The 15,303-nt window shown below is 63.2% G+C and carries 15 protein-coding genes; 7 read left to right on the plus strand and 8 right to left on the minus strand.

The window, feature by feature from the left end; all coding sequences use genetic code 11:
- Positions 1-5 precede the first annotated feature (5 nt).
- From ACTJKE_RS05690 to ACTJKE_RS05720, 7 genes are all read right to left on the minus strand, one after another.
- Positions 6-899: an SMP-30/gluconolactonase/LRE family protein gene (locus tag ACTJKE_RS05690; protein WP_113513350.1), complete on the minus strand. Its 894-nt coding sequence runs from the start codon at positions 897-899 to the stop codon at positions 6-8.
- 9 nt (positions 900-908) lie between these two features.
- Entirely contained in the window at positions 909-2,021 is a 1,113-nt protein-coding gene (locus tag ACTJKE_RS05695; protein WP_058327651.1) for a mannonate dehydratase, read from the minus strand.
- A gap of 19 nt (positions 2,022-2,040) precedes the next feature.
- Complete coding sequence (locus tag ACTJKE_RS05700) at positions 2,041-2,826, minus strand: SDR family NAD(P)-dependent oxidoreductase (RefSeq protein WP_058327650.1); 786 nt, start codon at positions 2,824-2,826, stop codon at positions 2,041-2,043.
- Positions 2,827-2,882: 56 nt separating this feature from the next.
- Positions 2,883-3,875 (minus strand): ABC transporter permease, encoded by a 993-nt coding sequence (locus ACTJKE_RS05705; protein ID WP_058327649.1) that lies wholly within the window; start codon positions 3,873-3,875, stop codon positions 2,883-2,885.
- Complete coding sequence (locus tag ACTJKE_RS05710) at positions 3,872-5,416, minus strand: sugar ABC transporter ATP-binding protein (RefSeq protein ID WP_440691385.1); 1,545 nt, start codon at positions 5,414-5,416, stop codon at positions 3,872-3,874. The genes ACTJKE_RS05705 and ACTJKE_RS05710 overlap by 4 nt, the downstream gene beginning before the upstream one ends.
- Before the next feature lie 68 nt (positions 5,417-5,484).
- Entirely contained in the window at positions 5,485-6,450 is a 966-nt protein-coding gene (locus tag ACTJKE_RS05715) for a substrate-binding domain-containing protein (RefSeq protein ID WP_057251201.1), read from the minus strand.
- A gap of 118 nt (positions 6,451-6,568) precedes the next feature.
- Positions 6,569-7,312 (minus strand): FadR/GntR family transcriptional regulator, encoded by a 744-nt coding sequence (locus ACTJKE_RS05720; RefSeq protein WP_058322732.1) that lies wholly within the window; start codon positions 7,310-7,312, stop codon positions 6,569-6,571.
- A gap of 202 nt (positions 7,313-7,514) precedes the next feature.
- Here ACTJKE_RS05720 and uxuA point away from each other — a divergent pair, with 202 nt between their 5' ends.
- Positions 7,515-8,705 (plus strand): mannonate dehydratase, encoded by a 1,191-nt coding sequence (gene uxuA, locus ACTJKE_RS05725; protein ID WP_058327648.1) that lies wholly within the window; start codon positions 7,515-7,517, stop codon positions 8,703-8,705.
- 10 nt (positions 8,706-8,715) lie between these two features.
- Entirely contained in the window at positions 8,716-9,408 is a 693-nt protein-coding gene (locus ACTJKE_RS05730; protein WP_058327647.1) for an RraA family protein, read from the plus strand.
- Between the two features lie 30 nt (positions 9,409-9,438).
- Here ACTJKE_RS05730 and ACTJKE_RS05735 read toward each other — a convergent pair whose 3' ends face one another.
- Entirely contained in the window at positions 9,439-9,921 is a 483-nt protein-coding gene (locus ACTJKE_RS05735) for an Lrp/AsnC family transcriptional regulator (protein ID WP_057251205.1), read from the minus strand.
- Between the two features lie 103 nt (positions 9,922-10,024).
- Between ACTJKE_RS05735 and ACTJKE_RS05740 the strand changes: the two genes are divergently transcribed.
- The 5 genes from ACTJKE_RS05740 to ACTJKE_RS05760 all read left to right on the plus strand — a co-directional run bounded on the left by ACTJKE_RS05740 (position 10,025) and on the right by ACTJKE_RS05760 (position 15,293).
- Positions 10,025-11,521, plus strand: coding sequence for an aminotransferase class V-fold PLP-dependent enzyme (locus tag ACTJKE_RS05740; protein ID WP_440638710.1), 1,497 nt, complete (start codon positions 10,025-10,027; stop codon positions 11,519-11,521).
- Complete coding sequence (locus tag ACTJKE_RS05745) at positions 11,514-12,389, plus strand: MBL fold metallo-hydrolase (protein WP_058327646.1); 876 nt, start codon at positions 11,514-11,516, stop codon at positions 12,387-12,389. The genes ACTJKE_RS05740 and ACTJKE_RS05745 overlap by 8 nt, the downstream gene beginning before the upstream one ends.
- Before the next feature lie 28 nt (positions 12,390-12,417).
- Positions 12,418-13,179 carry a sulfite exporter TauE/SafE family protein gene (locus ACTJKE_RS05750; RefSeq protein ID WP_440691411.1) on the plus strand — a complete coding sequence of 254 codons (762 nt, stop codon included), beginning with the start codon at positions 12,418-12,420 and terminating at the stop codon, positions 13,177-13,179.
- Between the two features lie 159 nt (positions 13,180-13,338).
- Positions 13,339-14,334 carry an SLAC1 anion channel family protein gene (locus ACTJKE_RS05755; protein ID WP_058327645.1) on the plus strand — a complete coding sequence of 332 codons (996 nt, stop codon included), beginning with the start codon at positions 13,339-13,341 and terminating at the stop codon, positions 14,332-14,334.
- A complete protein-coding gene (locus tag ACTJKE_RS05760; RefSeq protein ID WP_058327644.1) occupies positions 14,334-15,293 on the plus strand; it encodes a GlxA family transcriptional regulator in 960 nt (319 codons plus the stop codon). The genes ACTJKE_RS05755 and ACTJKE_RS05760 overlap by 1 nt, the downstream gene beginning before the upstream one ends.
- Positions 15,294-15,303: the final 10 nt, after the last annotated feature.

Genomic DNA, 15,303 nt, shown 5'->3' on the forward strand with positions numbered 1-15,303 from the left:
CGCGCTCACTTGGTCGCTATCCCGTAGCGGTTCTCCGGAAGGCCCGCGACCTCGACCCGCATGGCGTAGAGGCTGCCGGCAAGGCGTTCGCCCGGTCCCGAGCCGGCCGTGGTGATGTAAAGCGTTTTGAGGTCCGCGCCGCCGAAGGTGCAGGTGGTGATGTTGGTGACCGGCATGTCGATCACCTCGGCAAGGCTGCCGTCGGGCGCAATCCGGGCTATGCAACGGCCGCCATAGCGGCAGTTCCAGAGATACCCCTCGCTGTCGATTGCCGAACCGTCGGGCGAGCCGCGATCGAAGCCGGTGAAAAAATGCCGTTCGCCGGATATCGCGCCGGCCCCGGCATCATAGTCGAAGGCATAGATCTCGTTTGCCAGCGTATCGGCGAAGTAGAAGGTTCCTCGATCCGGGCTCCAGCAGAGCGTGTTGGAGATACCGAGGCCGTGCCGCCATTCGGTAACGGCCCCATCGCGCGCGATCCGGTAGAGAATACCCTCCCCCGGCCCAACCTCGCCAAGCTGACCATCGGGCAGGACATTGTTCTTCATCGATCCGACCCAGAAATTTCCGGCCGGATCAGTGCGACCGTCATTGAGGCGCACCCGCGGCGCGCCGGGCAGGACGAAGCCGTGATCCTCACGCCGATCCGTCTGCGGCCACCACCAGATCAGCTTCGAGCCGAGTGCGACGAGCAGCCGGCCATCTTCCTGCGTCAGCGAGATCGCGACCACCGGCTCCTCGAACAGCCAAGTTCTAACTGCGCGCATCGCCTCGTCGTAGCGATGGATGAGGAACCGATTGATGTCGGTCCAGTAGAGTGCCGCTTCCGTGGCCGACCAGACGGCTCCCTCGCCGCAACGGTCGCCAACGGGCGCGACACAGATCAGCTCACGGGCCATCGCCGCCTCCTATTCCGCCGCCACGCACGTGGAGATCGACCGCGACGGCCCGAGCGCCTCGGCGTTCTGCACCAGCGCCTTCATGTAACCGAGCGCAAAGGCCTTGCCCGCGTGCCAGGAGGCGCCGCAGGTCATGGCCGGCGTATGATCGGGGATCATCACGCCCTGGTAGTTTTCGTCGCGCAGGATGCGGATGATCTCGGCCATGTCGATATCACCCTCGTCGACGAAGGTTTCGACATAGCGCGGCATCTTTCCGCGCACGTTGCGGAAGTGGATGTAGCCGATGCGGCCGGAGCGGGCGAAGCGGCGCACATGTTCGTAGATATCGCCGCCCGGCATCTCTTGCAGCGAGCCGAGGCAGAGTTCCAGCCCGTTCGACGGCGAGTCGACGATCGCCATCAGCCGGTCGTATTTTTCTGGCCGATTGACGAGCCGCGCAGTGCCGCGCAACTCCTCCGCCGGCGGATCATCCGGATGGGCGCCGAGCACCACACCCGCCTCCTCGGCGACCGGGACGACTTCCTTCAAGAAATGGGCAAGCCGATCCCAGAGCTCCGCCGAACTGACGGAGACCGAAGCGGCACCCGCGACACCACGGCGATAGCGCATGTTCCAGACCATGCCGTCGGGAATCGGCGCGTCAGGGCTGGGTGCAATGTTGTTCTCGACGCCGAAGCCGACGGATTCGGCACCACCGCGGGCATAGGGGCCACGCGTCCAGCCATAGACGCCGGCAAGCGAGAAGTTATAGCCTATGCAGGGAATGCCGGCGCGGCCGGCGTCGCGGATGAGCTGCTTCAGCCCCTCGATCTGCTGGGCGCGTTCAGGCCCGTCCAAAAGCACGTCCGACCAGAAGCGCGGCGAGAAGTTCTCGATCGCTGCCACCTCCAGGCCGCCGGCGCGCACATCCTTCACCAGCGCCGACAGTTCTTCGAAAGACCAGAGCCGATCGCCAGAGCAATCGCCCCAGCCGCCCTGGTCGCCGCTGTCGATCTTAGGATCCTTGCCGGCGAAATAGTTGGTCAGATGCGCGACCACATGGGTCGCACCTGCCTGCTGCGCAAACTGAAAATTGTCCGGGGTGAGCTGTTCCCGGTAAAGCCCGAGGCCGATCTTCATCTTATCAATTCCTGTCTGATTACTTGACGCCGATACCGGCAGTGAGGCCGCCGTCGATGCGGAAATCCGAACCGGTGACGAAAGCGGCGCGGTCGGAGGCGAGATAGGCGACGAGTTCGGCCACCTCCTCCGGCTCGCCGATGCGGCCGATCGGATGCGCGGCACCGAAGCGGGCGAAGGCTTCCGCTTCGCTGACGCCCTCGCCGCCATAGGTGCGGGCAGCAAGCGAAAGCAGCGGCGTGCGCACCGAGCCGGGGCTCACCGAATTCACCCGGACCTTCGCCGCCGCGTGATCGAGCGCCATGGCACGGGTCAGTGCATGGATCGCGCCCTTGGAGGCGACATAGGCCGCGACGTTCTGCTGGCAGGCATGGCCCTGCACCGAGGAGATGTTGACGATGGCGCCGCCGCCGCGCTTCATCATTTCCGGAATGCCGAAGCGGCCGGTCAGGTAGATCGAACCGACATTGACCGAGAGGCAGCGCGCGAAGGTCTCGGCGCTGGTATCGAGAACCGTGCCATAGGGGTGCACGGCCGCAGCATTGACGATGATATCGAGGCCACCATGGCGCAGCACCGCTTCGCGCACCGCTGCTTCCACCTCGGCCTCGACGGAAACGTCCGTCAGCCGCGTCGACATCGGCAGCTCGCGTTCCCTGGCGATGCGGTCGAAGGCTTCGTTGGTATTGATGTCGTTGCCGCAGGCAATCACGGTCGCGCCCGACGAAGCGAGACGGATTGCCGAAGCGAGGCCGATCCCCGAAGTGCCGGTGACCAGCGCGATTTTTCCCTTGAATTCAGTCATGATTGTCTCCGCGAAACTCGTAAGTTGGAGCGGGATGCTGGCACCCCACTCCGGTCTCAACGCACCCGTTCCAGGACCTGGTTGAGAAGCACGGCGCCGAGGATGATGCCGCCGCGCACGACGTATTGCCAATATTCGCTGACATTCATCAGCGTCATGCCGTTGGAGATGCAGCCAAGGAAGAGAACGCCGATCAGCGTGCCCCAGATGCGGCCCTTGCCGCCGAAAAGCGACGTGCCGCCGATTATGACGGCCGCGATCACGTCAAGTTCCATGCCGGTCGCGGTCGTCCCGGTTCCGGCCCCGATCTGCGAGGCGATCAGCGTGCCGGAGACGGCCGTCAGCGCGCCGGTGAGGCCGAGCGTCAGCGCCTTCACCTTCCAGATGTCGATGCCGGAAAGACGGGCCGCCTCCATATTGCCGCCGACGGCATAAACCTCGCGGCCGAAGCTCGTGTACTTCATCAGGAAGTGCATGGCGGCAAAGGTCAGCGCGAAGATATAGACCGGGAACGGAATGCCGAAGAGATAGCCGCCGCCGAGGAAATCGAAGCCCAGCGGGAAGGACGACATCGGGAAGCCGCCGGTGATCAGGTTGGCGACACCGCGCAGCGCCGCGAAGAGCGCGAGCGTGGTGATGAAGGTCGGCACGTTGAACCATTGCCGGAAGCGACCGGTGAGGTAGCCGAGCGTGAAGCCGAGCAACAGCGCCACGCCAAAACCGACCGTGACCGCACCCCAGTCGCCGAAGACACCGGCGAAGCGGTCGGCGAACCAGGCGACGATGCAGCCGGCGAGCGCGGCACCGGCTCCGACCGAAAGGTCGATTTCGCCGCTGATGATCACGGCGGTCATGCCGAAGGCGATGATGCCGAGCATCGAGACCGTGCGCAGCACGTTCAGCACATTACCGGTAGAGGCGAAGCCGGGCGCGACCAGTATCAGAAAGATCACCAGCGCCGCGAGAATGATCTCCATCGGGTAGGTTTTGAGGAACTTGAGCGGCGTGTTCTGGCCACCAGCTTCGGTCGTTTGGCTCACAAGTGTCATTGCTTGGCCCCTTCCATGCACAGACCGTAAAGTTCGGTAAGGTCGGTTTTCGTCGGATCCACCTCGGCGACGACAGCGCCGTGGTGCATGACGAGGATGCGGTCGGCGACTTCGAGCACTTCCTCGAGTTCCGTCGAGACGAAGATGCTGGCGAGACCGTCAGCCGCCTGCTGCCAGATGATGTCGAAGATCTGCCGCTTGGCCTGGACGTCGACGCCGCGGCTCGGCTCGTCGAAGAACATCACCGAGGGCTGCCGATTCAACCATTTGCCGATCACCACCTTCTGCTGGTTGCCGCCGGAAAGCGACGACACCGGCAGTTCCGGATCGCCGCACTTGATGTGCAGATCGGCGATCTGGCGACGGACATGCGGCTGCTCGCGCCCGCGCGAGATGAAACCGTTGCGCGAGATCGGACCGAGGCTTGCCATACAGAGATTGTCGGCCGTCGAAAGCGATTGCACGAGGCCGACTTCCTTGCGGTTTTCCGGCGTGTAGCCGAGGCCGGCCTTGCGCATGTCGCGCGGGCTGGCACCGGTCATGTCGCGACCGTCGAACGTGACCGAACCGCCGTCGATCCGGTCGGCCCCAAAAATCGCCCGCATGAGTTCGGTGCGGCCGGCACCGAGCAGACCGGCGATGCCGAGGATCTCGCCGGGATAGAGGTCGAAGGAGACATCCTGAAAATGTCCGGCCCGACTGAGATTGCGGACCTCGAGCACGGGTTTGGCGCGGTCAAGCGTTCGCCGCGGCGGACGTGTGGCGCGCGCCGCATCGCCGAACATCATGCCGACAATCGCAGATGGCGTCGTCTCCTTCATCGCGACCGAGCCGATATAGTGGCCGTCGCGGATCACCGTGCAAGTGTCGGCGATTTCGAAGAGTTCGCTCATGCGGTGGGTGATGTAGATCATCGTCACGCCACGGGCGCGCAGCCGCTCGATCAGCGCGAAGAGCTGTTTGACTTCGCGGGAAGCCAGCGCCGAGGTCGGCTCGTCCAGAAGCAGGATAGACGGGTTGAAGGACATTGCCTTGACGATCTCGACCACCTGCTGCTGGCCGACGCTGAGTGCGGAGACCGGTTGGCGGGAATCGATCGCAAGCCCCATGTCGGCCAGCAACTCACCGGCGCGCTTGTGCAGGCCCGCCCAGTCGACGACGCTGAAACCGGCGCGGCGGCGGTGCGGCAGCCGACCGAGAAAGATGTTCTCGCCGACAGAGAGCTCCGGCACCAGCGAGAGCTCCTGGTGCACGGTGACAATGCCGGCGGCAAAGGCGTCGTGCGGCGAGGTGAAGTGGCGGTCCTCGCCATTGACGCTGATCGTGCCCGATGTCGGCTCGGTCACGCCGGCGAGAAGCTTGACCAGCGTCGACTTGCCCGAGCCGTTCTTGCCCATGAGGGCATGCACCTGGCCGGGTGCGAAGCTGTGGGTGAATTCGGAGAGGGCGACAGTCGGGCCGTAACGCTTGGTCACGGTCCGAAAGTCCAGCCGTCCCTGCACCCCTTGCAACGCGGCTGACCTTAGTTGCGGATAGCTCATGCGGTTTTCCTGCTGTCGGCGGCGAAGGAGCGGCGGCGATGCCCGCCGCTCGGTTCACTTTTAGGCTCTTACTTCAGGGCCTTCAGGCCTTCCTTGTAGGCAGCGACCCCTTCAGCGTTGACGCGTGTCAGAGGCAGAACGGGCACGTTGACCTTGGTCTCTATCTTCTTGCCGTCGAGCAGGTTCTGCGCGGCTTCGATTGCCTGCTTGCCGACCTCGAGCGGCTGCTGCGCCGTCGTCGCCTGCAGCACGTTGTCGGAGTTCAAGAGCATGTTGGCGAGCTGCTCGGAACCGTCGGTGCCGAAGACGAAGACCTTGCCTTCAAGACCCGCCTTCTTGACCGCCTGCACCGCACCGATGGTGCCGCCTTCGTTGGCCGCATAGATCACCCGGATATCGGGATTGGCCGTCAGCATGTCGCTGGCGACGGCCAGTGCCTTTTCGGCGAGCCAGGCGTCCTGTTGCGCGACGATGTCCACCTGATCCTTGACGACACTCAGGAAACCATCGACGCGGGCATTCGATTGCTCAGGCAGCAGCGCCTTGAAGGCGAGCGTGCCGATCTTGACCTTCTCGCCATTGCCGAGCGTCTTTAAGAAATCGGTCGCGGCCTTGCCGGTGCCGATGCCGATATCGCGATCCGAGCTCGTCACCGTCGCCTGTGCGACGTCGCCATTGGCCGAGGTGCCGTAGGTGACGACCGTGATGCCGGCGTCACGCGCCTTCTTCAGCGCCGGTACCGAAGCGTCCGCCGAAAGCGGCGCCACGACGATCGAGTTCACGCCCCGGGCGATGTAGGTGTCGATGAGCTGGGCTTCCTTCTCCAGCTTGCTGTCGCTGTTGCCGGCCAGAAGTTCGTCGCCGGCGGCTTCGGCCGCCTTTTCCATCCCGATCTGGATGCCGCGGAAATACTGGTCCTGCTGGAATACGATGCCGGCAATCGCCTTGCCGCCGGCATGTGCCGCACCCGGCGCAAGGCTGACGGTGGCAAGCAATGCTGCAAGCGCCAGAATGTGACGTTTCGAATTGTTCATGTCGGTTCTCCTCCCAAGTGCCCTGTTCGTGCCGCCGGACCAACGGGCGAGTGGATCCGGCAAACGGATGCCAGCACCGCCCATTTGGGGAGCGGTCCAGGCGAAAATCTCTATGTGCTCATCGCGACGGCTGGCCGCCGGGCACGGCATCGACGAAGCGGATGCCGAACTCCAGGTGGCGGCTCATCAGGTAGACGTAGGCGATGCGGTCGCGGGCCCTCAGCGCCCTGATGATCTCGGCATGGGCCTCGAAAGTCGCCGCATGCACCGGGCGCTCCGCCTTGCCGAGCCGCATGACCTCCTCGATCACCGAGCGCAGCATGTGGTAGGCGGCGACCGTCGTGCGATTGCCGGATAGCTCCACGATCGCCTGATGGAACTGGTAGTCGCACTGCGCCGCTTCCTCGACGCTGTCCGCTTCTAGGATCCGCGCGTTGATCGCATCCAGCCGGTCGAAATCGGCGTCAGCAGCCGTCAGGATGATGTGCTCGCCGACACCCGTCTCGATGATGCGGCGGAAGCCCTGCAGGTCGCGGAAAGAGTCCGGCGAGATGCCGTTGTGAAAAGCAAAGAGCCGGCGGATCGCCTCGCCGTGGCCGCCGCTGATAACGGCGCCAACCTTCGGTCGCGTCTCGACCATGCCATAGGCGCGCAGCACCTGCAGCGCCTCCCGCACCGTGTTGCGCCCGGCCTGGAATTGTTCGCCAAGATCGCGCTCGGTCGGAAGCGCATCGCCGATACCGAGACCGCGCTCGGAGATCATGTCGCGGATCTGCTCGACCAGCCGGTCCACGGCCGAGGTCTTGCCTGGCTCGACGGGCTCCACACCCGACAACGCCTCTTCTCGTACAGAACTGCTCACCGGCCATCCTCCCTGCGATGCTCTATTTGTTGGTCCAGTTTGCGCGTTCAGTCAAGCGCAATCTCTCAAATTTCGCGCAAAGTTACCGACATCGTCCGAAATTGCGTCCATAAGGCTTGAATTGTTGGACCAATCGGACATTATTGACAGGCGTGGTCCAACAATAGCCACTGACGCGGGGTAGGAGTTCTGCATGAGACTGATGGAAGAGTGTTTTCGCTGGTATGGGCCAAATGATCCGGTGCCGCTCAGCCATATCCGGCAGGCGGGGGCCACAGGGATCGTCTCGGCGCTGCATCATATCTATGACGGATCGCCCTGGTCGGATGAAGCGATCCTTGCCCAAAAGGCGCTGATTGAAGCCGCCGGTATGCGCTGGAGTGTCGTCGAGAGCATCCCGGTTCACAACTCAATCAAGCTCGCGACCGCCGACAGCGCCCGCTACATCGGCTGGTACAAGGACACGCTGCGAGCGCTGGCGCGCGCGGGTATCACGACTGTCTGCTACAACTTCATGCCGGTGGTCGACTGGACGCGCACCGAGCTGATGCAGCCGTTGGCGAATGGCGGCTATGCGCTGCGCTTCGACGCGGTCGACTTTGCCGCCTACGATCTCTTCGTGCTGAAGCGGCCGCGCGTCGCGGATAGTTACTCCGAACGGCAGATTTTCGCCGCCCGCCAGTGTTTCGATCAGATGGACCAGGCGAAGATCGACCGGATCGAACGCAATCTCATTGCCGGCCTGCCGGCAACCGAGCGGCAGTTCAATCGGGCGAGCTTTCTGGCCGCCCTTGCCGAGTATGACGGCGTGACGGCAGACGCCCTACATGCCAACCTGGCGCGCTTCCTCAAGGAGATCGTTCCGGTGGCGGAGGAGGTCGGTATCCGGCTTTGCATCCACCCCGATGATCCGGCCTTTTCGCTCTATGGCCTGCCGCGCATCGTTTCGACGGCCGCGGATGTAAGGCGCATCCTCGCCGCCGTCGACAGCCAAGCCAACGGCATCACCTTCTGCACCGGATCCTATGGCACGCGCACCGACAATGATCTGCCAGCCATGGTTCGTGAATTCGGCCCACGCATTCACTTTGCCCACCTGCGCAATGTCCAGCGGGAGGAGGACGGCTCCTTTTACGAGGCCGATCATCTCGGCGGATCGAGCGACATGCCGGCAGTGATCCTTGCGCTGATGCAGGAACAGGAGCGTCGGCTACAGGAAGGCCGCGCCGACTGGCAAATCCCGCTTCGCCCGGATCACGGGCACCTCCTGGCCGACGACATCGGCAAGGAGCGGATCAACCCCGGCTATTCGCTGATCGGCCGGTTGAAGGGCCTCGCGGAAATCAGAGGCGTGATGCAGGGCATCGCTACCGCCATGGCACACATGGCTTGAGGGAAGAGAAATGACACGTTTTGAAGACGATACCGAACTGTTTACCGCCATGCGCAGCCGTCTGTTCACGGCCGTGGTCGGCGACATCCTCGACACGATGGGGCTGCAACACCAGTTCCTGCCGCCGCAGATCCGGGCACTCCGCGACGACATGGTCGCCGTCGGGCGGGCGATGCCCGTACTCGAAGCCGATTTCTTCGCAACCGCCGAGGCGAGCGGCCATTCGGAATTCAGCTCGAAACCGTTCGGCCTGATGTTCCACGCGCTCGATAGCCTGAAACCCAACGAGATCTATGTCTGTTCCGGCTCCTCGCCACGTTACGCCGTCTGGGGCGAGCTGATGTCGACCCGTGCAATGAAACTAAAAGCCGCCGGCGCGATCTGCGACGGCTATTGCCGCGACAGCGCCGGCATTCTTGCGCTCGATTTTCCGACTTTCTGCTACGGATCCTATGCGCAGGACCAGGGGCCGCGCGGCAAGGTCGTCGACTACGGTATCCCGATCGAGATCGGCGGCATCCGCATCCGGCCGGGCGATATCCTCTTCGGCGACCGTGACGGCGTGCTCGTCATCCCGCGCGAGGCGGAACGGGAAGCAATCGCGCTGGCGCTGGAAAAGGCCGAAACCGAAAGCAAGGTGCGCCTCGCGATCGAGGGCGGCATGAGCACGGTCGAGGCCTTCGAGCGCTTCGGCGTGATGTGACCACAAAATGGGGCGCCGGAGCCCGGCGCCTTACTTCAACCGGCTGAGATCCACCGGGCGATTGTTGATGATCGCCTCCATGGAAAAGAAGCCCGTGACCGTGGCGAGATCGAAGTTGGTGATGAGCTTCTGATAAAAGGCGTCGTAGCCGCCCATGCCCCGGGTCACCACCTTGATTAGATAGTCCCAGTCCCCGCCGATCCTGTAGAAGTCGATCACTTCCGGCAGTCGCTCGACATGCTGCCGGAAGCCGTCGCTCCATTCCTTGGAGTGATGGCGTGTGCGGATCATCACGATCACCGTCAGATCCAGGCCCAGAGCACTGAGATCGATGTCGCAGTGCGAACCCCGGATCATGCCGATCGACTGCAGACGCTGAAGGCGCCGCCAGCAGGCATTTTGCGATAACCCGACCCGCTCGGCCAACTCACGCTGCGAGAGGCTCGAATCCTTTTGCAGCAACGTCATGATCTTCAGATCAAAACTATCTATTTTTGATGATTCTTCGATCATTTGACACAATACAGCGCGGCTGGCGCAGGAAGATAGGTGAATTTTTTGAACATGAAGGGGAATATAATCGCTGTCAATGTTCGCTCCAAGGGAGGTCAGCGAGATGATCGTTCCAACAGTTCACCGCCACTCCTGTGAGGAGCTTAGCCCGCTTTCCAAGTTCCGCCAGGCTTTGAACCGCCCGGGCGTGATTGCCGATCTTCGCGACGATCTCGTCGGCGCGAAGGCGCAGATCGTCGGCCCATACGGCACGAAGCCGCTCGTCTATGCCGACTATGTCGCTTCCGGCCGGGCACTGCGGGTGATCGAAAGCTTCGTGCTCGACGAAGTCCTGCCCTATTACGCCAACAGCCACACGGAAGCCTCCTATTGCGGCGGCTTCATGACCCGGTTGCGGCGGGAAGCGCGCGCGCTGATCGGCGAATTCTGTGGCGCGACTGCCGACCACGCCGTGATTTTCACCGGTTCCGGCGCCACTTCGGGCATCAACCGGTTGGTCAAGCTGTTCGGCGTTGCCGAAGCCGTAGCGGCAGGCAAAGAAGTCCGCGTCATCATCGGGCCCTACGAGCACCACTCCAACATCCTGCCATGGCGTGAAAGCGGTGCTGAGATCGTCGAACTGGCCGAATGCCAGGCGGGCGGGCCGGACCTTGCCGAGCTTGCCCAAGCGCTCAACGCCGGTGCGCCTGATCTGACCATCTGCGCCCTGTCCGCCGGTTCGAACATCACCGGCATCACCAGCGACGTCGCGGCGATCACCCGGATGGTCAAGGCGGCCGGCGCGAAGATGATCTGGGACTATGCCGGCGCCGGTCCTTACATTCCGATTTCCATGTCGCCTGCGGGTTTCGAGATCGACGCCATTGTCGTCTCGCCGCACAAGTTCATCGGCGGTCCGGGCGCCTCCGGCATCCTGATCGTTCGCCGCGACGGCGTCGTGACCGACAAACCGACCTGGCCGGGTGGCGGCACCGTGAAGTTCGTTTCGCCTGATACCCACGACTACAGCGGCAATCTCGAAGCACGCGAAGAAGCGGGAACACCGAATGTCGTCGGCGACATCCGCGCAGCCCTCGCCTTCATCGTCAAGCATGCGATCGGTCTTGAAGAAATGGAAAGGCGCAACCGCGCGCTGGCCCAACAGGCCTTTGCCGCCTGGAAGACCGTCCCGCAGCTGGAGCTGCTCGGCCTTAAGGAACCGGATCGCCTGCCGATCTTCTCCTTCCGCATCAGGAACGGCAAGGGCGGCTATGTCCACCAGCAGCTCGTTACTCGCATGCTCAGCGATCGCTTCGGCATCCAGGCACGCGGCGGCTGCGCCTGTGCCGGGCCCTACGTACACCGGCTACTGTCGATCGATGCCGAACACTCCGAACAGATCCGACAGGCGATCCTCGCCGGCGAAGAGATCGAGAAGCCCGGGTTCACACGGCTGAACTTCAGCGTCCTGCTTTCGGACGAAAAGGTGAAGTTCATCCTCGATTGCGTCGCCCAGCTGGCGGCGGACGCGCCCACCTTCGAAGCCGATTACGATTTTGACCCCGCTCGCGCCATCTTCTTCCCGTGCGCAACGGCTGAAGAGGCGCTCGCCTATGCATAAGCCCGATGTGACCGGCTTTTACGACGCCCGCACCGGCAGCATCCAGTATGTTGTTGCCGATCCGGCGACGGGCAAATGCGCGATCATCGACCCGGTGCTCGATTTCGACGAGAAGTCGGGCTCGACCGCCACGCGGAATGCCGACGCGATCATCGACCATGTCGCGGCCAAAGGCCTGACCGTCGAATGGATCCTCGACACCCACCCTCATGCCGACCATTTCTCGGCGGCGCGCTATCTCAAGGCCCGGACGGGAGCGCCGACGGCGATCGGCGAACACGTGAAGGGCGTGCAGCGGATCTGGAAAGCGATCTATAACTGGCCGGATTTCGCCTGCGACGGCTCGCAGTGGGACCGGCTGTTTACAGACGGCGAGACGTTCCGGATCGGCGAGCTCAAGGCTCGCGTCCTGCATTCGCCCGGCCACACGCTCGCGTCGATCAGCTATGTGATCGGCGACGCAGCCTTCATTCACGACACGCTGTTCATGCCCGATAGCGGCTCGGCCCGTGCCGATTTTCCCGGCGGAAGCGCTGCCGACCTCTGGCGCTCGATCCAGGCGATCCTGGCACTGCCGGATGAGACTCGGCTCTTCACCGGCCACGACTATTGCGCAGGAGGCCGCGAGGCGCGCTGGGAAAGCACGGTCGCGGAGCAGAAGGCCAAAAACCCCCATGTCGCCGGCAAGTCCGAGACCGATTTCGTCGGCTTGCGCGAGGCGCGCGACCGTACCTTGCCGATGCCGAAACTCATTCTGCATGCGCTGCAGGTGAATGTCCGCGGCGGCGAGCTCCCGGCCACCGAAGACAATGGCCGGCGCTACCTGAAAATCCCGCTCGACGCCCTTCCCGGTTCGGTCTGGGGGTAGAGGCATCGTGGCGGATCCTTTCCAGCAAATGCTGCTCGCGATCGGCTCCGGCTCGCTCACCGGCTTCACGCTCGGCCTGATCGGTGGCGGCGGCTCGATCCTGGCAACCCCGCTCCTCATCTATGTGGTCGGCATTCGCGACGTACATACGGCGCTCGGCACCGGAGCGCTCGCCGTTTCCGCAAACGCCTATCTCAACCTCATCAGCCATGCGCTTCGCGGCCACCTCTGGTGGCGGTGCGCTCTGATTTTCACGGTGGCCGGCTCGCTCGGCGCCTATCTTGGCTCCAGCTTCGGCAAACTGGTCGACGGCCAGCGCCTACTGTTCCTGTTCGGGCTGGTGATGATGTTCGTCAGCTTCGCCATGAAAAAGGTAAAGTGCGACACGGCGGCCACGCCGCAATCGCTTTCGATCGGGACGCACGGCAAGACCGGAGTGACGGCGCTTTTGACCGGTACCTGCTCCGGTTTCTTCGGCATCGGCGGCGGTTTCCTGATCGTCCCCGGCCTCCTGCTTGCAACCGGCATGCCGCTCATCAATGCGGTCGGCACGTCGTTGCTTGCCGTCGGCACCTTCGGCCTGACGACCGCGATCAACTACGCTTCCTCGGGTTTGGTGGACTGGCGCATCGCCGGCTACTTCATCGCCGGCGGCATTTTGGGCGGAATCGTCGGCACCTTTGTCTCCACCCGGCTTGCGACCCAGCGCGATACGCTGACGCAGATTATCCGCGCCATCATCTTTTCCGTCAGCCTCTATGTTCTCTGGCGCAGCTACGGGGCACCGTGACCCGGCCGCGGTGGTCGGCAACCGACCTGGCGGCGATACTGAGCGATCCTTGGCCGGAAACATACGCAGCCAGTCCGAAATCGTACTGTTTGCATCATTCAAGACAAAGGTGTAGCGTGTTTTAATCCTGTCAGCACTCTTTCGGACAGGAACAAGCCAATGACCGTTCAATCCATAGATCTCTCGAACAGCACGCCGCTGACCAAGCGGTCGATCTCGCAGCTTCCGATCAACCTGTTCGCATCGGTAATGGGCATCACGGGCCTGAGCCTCGCCTGGCGCGAAGCCACCAGGACGATCGGACTGCCGGCCCTTCCCGGGGAATATGTCGGCTGGCTCGGTACCTCGATCTTTCTGAGCCTTGCCCTGGGCTATGCCATCAAATGGCGCCGGCACCCTGGCTTGGTCGCCGCTGAATTCGCCCATCCGGTTCAAAGCAACTTCTTTGCGACCGTCGCAATCGGCCTGCTTCTGCAGTCTGCCTTTCTGAACCTTTACAGCCCGCTGCTGTCAGAGGTCGTCTGGACCATCGCGTCTGCGCTGACCTTCGCCCTCGCCTATGTCGTCGCCAGAGGCTTCCTCGGCCGGCAGCAGTCGCGCGATACCACCCTGCCGCCGCTACTCATCCCCGGCGTCGCCACCCTTGATATCGCCGTTACCGGCCACGCCATGCCGTTCTCCTGGGCGCATGAAGTCAATATGCTTGCCTTTTCGGTCGGCAGCGTCATCGCCGCGGTCTTTATCGCGCTCATCTTCTCGCGGTTGCGCCACGAAGATCCGCTTCCGGCGCTGGCTCGGCCGTCCCTCATGGTTCTCGTCGCCCCCTTTGCCGTCGGCTTCCTCGCCTATACTAACGTCACGGGTTCGGTCGATCTCTTCGCCACGGTCCTATTCTACTTTGCCCTGTTTCTCATGCTCGTCCTGTCGCCGATGGTGTTCCGCTCCCATGTTACCTTTAGCGTCACCTGGTGGGCCATCAGCTTTCCGCTTGCTGCCCTGTCGATCGCCTTCTTCCGGTATGCCGCTTCTGCCGGGAGCGCTATCCTGACCGGCCTGGCGGGACTGTTCTTCCTGTTTCTTGCCGGCGCCATCGCTGTCGTCTTCTATCGTACGGTCAGCATCGTCCTGACCGGCAGATTGTTCGAGGTTCGTTAATGGCCGTTCACAAGATCGCCATCGTCGCCATGCAGGGCGTGCAGCTTCTCGACGTCATCGGGCCCTCGGACGTGTTTGCGGAGGCCAACCGTCAGAGCGGCACCGACCATTATTCCGTGGAGGTCGTCAGCGCGTCCGGCAGTCCGGTGCGCGGATCTTCCGGGTTGACGCTGCTGCCGGATCGGTCGCTGGAGGAAGGTTTTTCCGACATCGATACGTTGCTTGTGGCCGGGGATCCGCTCATTCATGAACGGCCACTGCCGGCATCGCTTCTCGCCTGGGTGAAGGAAGCATCGGCTCGCGCCAGCCGTTTCGGATCGGTGTGCTCCGGCGCCTTCGTGCTCGGCGAGGCGGGCCTCTTAAACGGCAGGCGGGCGACGACGCATTGGTCGCAAGCGGCGGAATTCGGCAAGCGCTTCCCGGAGGTGAAACTCGAGCCCAACCGCATTTTCACCATGGACGGCAACGTCTGGACCTCAGCCGGCGTAACGGCCGGCATCGACCTGGCGCTTGCCATCGTCGAGAAAGATCTCGGCCTGGACATCGCTTTGAAGGTCGCGCGTGAACTCGTTGTCTTTCTCAAGCGGCCCGGCGGCCAGACCCAGTTCAGCACCCTACTCGCCGGCCAGCTTGCACAGAAGACACCCATTCGTGCGGCTCAGGATTTTATTGCCGACAATCTCTCTGCCGACCTCGGCGTCGCAGCGGTTGCCCGGCGCGTCGGCATGAGCGAGCGAAACTTCTCCAGGCAGTTCAAACAGGAGGTGGGCATGACGCCCGCCGACTATGTGGAGAGCATGCGGCTGGAGGCGGGGCGCAGGCTTGCCGAAGACACCGGCATTCCACTCAAAAAGATTGCCACGGATATCGGCTTCCATGACGATATCGCCTTCCGTCGTTCCTTCGTTCGTCGATTCGGCACGTCGCCGGCCGCCTATCGCAAGAGCTTCGGATCGTAGGCATGCCAGC

It is taken from the genome of Ensifer sp. 22521 (assembly GCF_052044795.1).
Lineage (GTDB): Bacteria > Pseudomonadota > Alphaproteobacteria > Rhizobiales > Rhizobiaceae > Ensifer.

What these genes read in the sequence shown, in the direction of transcription:
- ACTJKE_RS05745 (WP_058327646.1), top strand. Translation starts at nt 11,514, where the DNA reads ATGCATAAGCCCGATGTGACCGGCTTTTACGACGCCCGCACCGGCAGC.
- ACTJKE_RS05690 (WP_113513350.1), bottom strand. Translation starts at nt 899, where the DNA reads ATGGCCCGTGAGCTGATCTGTGTCGCGCCCGTTGGCGACCGTTGCGGC.
- ACTJKE_RS05730 (WP_058327647.1), top strand. Translation starts at nt 8,716, where the DNA reads ATGACACGTTTTGAAGACGATACCGAACTGTTTACCGCCATGCGCAGC.
- ACTJKE_RS05760 (WP_058327644.1), top strand. Translation starts at nt 14,334, where the DNA reads ATGGCCGTTCACAAGATCGCCATCGTCGCCATGCAGGGCGTGCAGCTT.
- ACTJKE_RS05695 (WP_058327651.1), bottom strand. Translation starts at nt 2,021, where the DNA reads ATGAAGATCGGCCTCGGGCTTTACCGGGAACAGCTCACCCCGGACAAT.
- ACTJKE_RS05750 (WP_440691411.1), top strand. Translation starts at nt 12,418, where the DNA reads ATGCTGCTCGCGATCGGCTCCGGCTCGCTCACCGGCTTCACGCTCGGC.
- ACTJKE_RS05700 (WP_058327650.1), bottom strand. Translation starts at nt 2,826, where the DNA reads ATGACTGAATTCAAGGGAAAAATCGCGCTGGTCACCGGCACTTCGGGG.
- ACTJKE_RS05715 (WP_057251201.1), bottom strand. Translation starts at nt 6,450, where the DNA reads ATGAACAATTCGAAACGTCACATTCTGGCGCTTGCAGCATTGCTTGCC.
- ACTJKE_RS05705 (WP_058327649.1), bottom strand. Translation starts at nt 3,875, where the DNA reads ATGACACTTGTGAGCCAAACGACCGAAGCTGGTGGCCAGAACACGCCG.
- ACTJKE_RS05740 (WP_440638710.1), top strand. Translation starts at nt 10,025, where the DNA reads ATGATCGTTCCAACAGTTCACCGCCACTCCTGTGAGGAGCTTAGCCCG.
- ACTJKE_RS05755 (WP_058327645.1), top strand. Translation starts at nt 13,339, where the DNA reads ATGACCGTTCAATCCATAGATCTCTCGAACAGCACGCCGCTGACCAAG.
- uxuA (WP_058327648.1), top strand. Translation starts at nt 7,515, where the DNA reads ATGGAAGAGTGTTTTCGCTGGTATGGGCCAAATGATCCGGTGCCGCTC.
- ACTJKE_RS05735 (WP_057251205.1), bottom strand. Translation starts at nt 9,921, where the DNA reads ATGATCGAAGAATCATCAAAAATAGATAGTTTTGATCTGAAGATCATG.
- ACTJKE_RS05710 (WP_440691385.1), bottom strand. Translation starts at nt 5,416, where the DNA reads ATGAGCTATCCGCAACTAAGGTCAGCCGCGTTGCAAGGGGTGCAGGGA.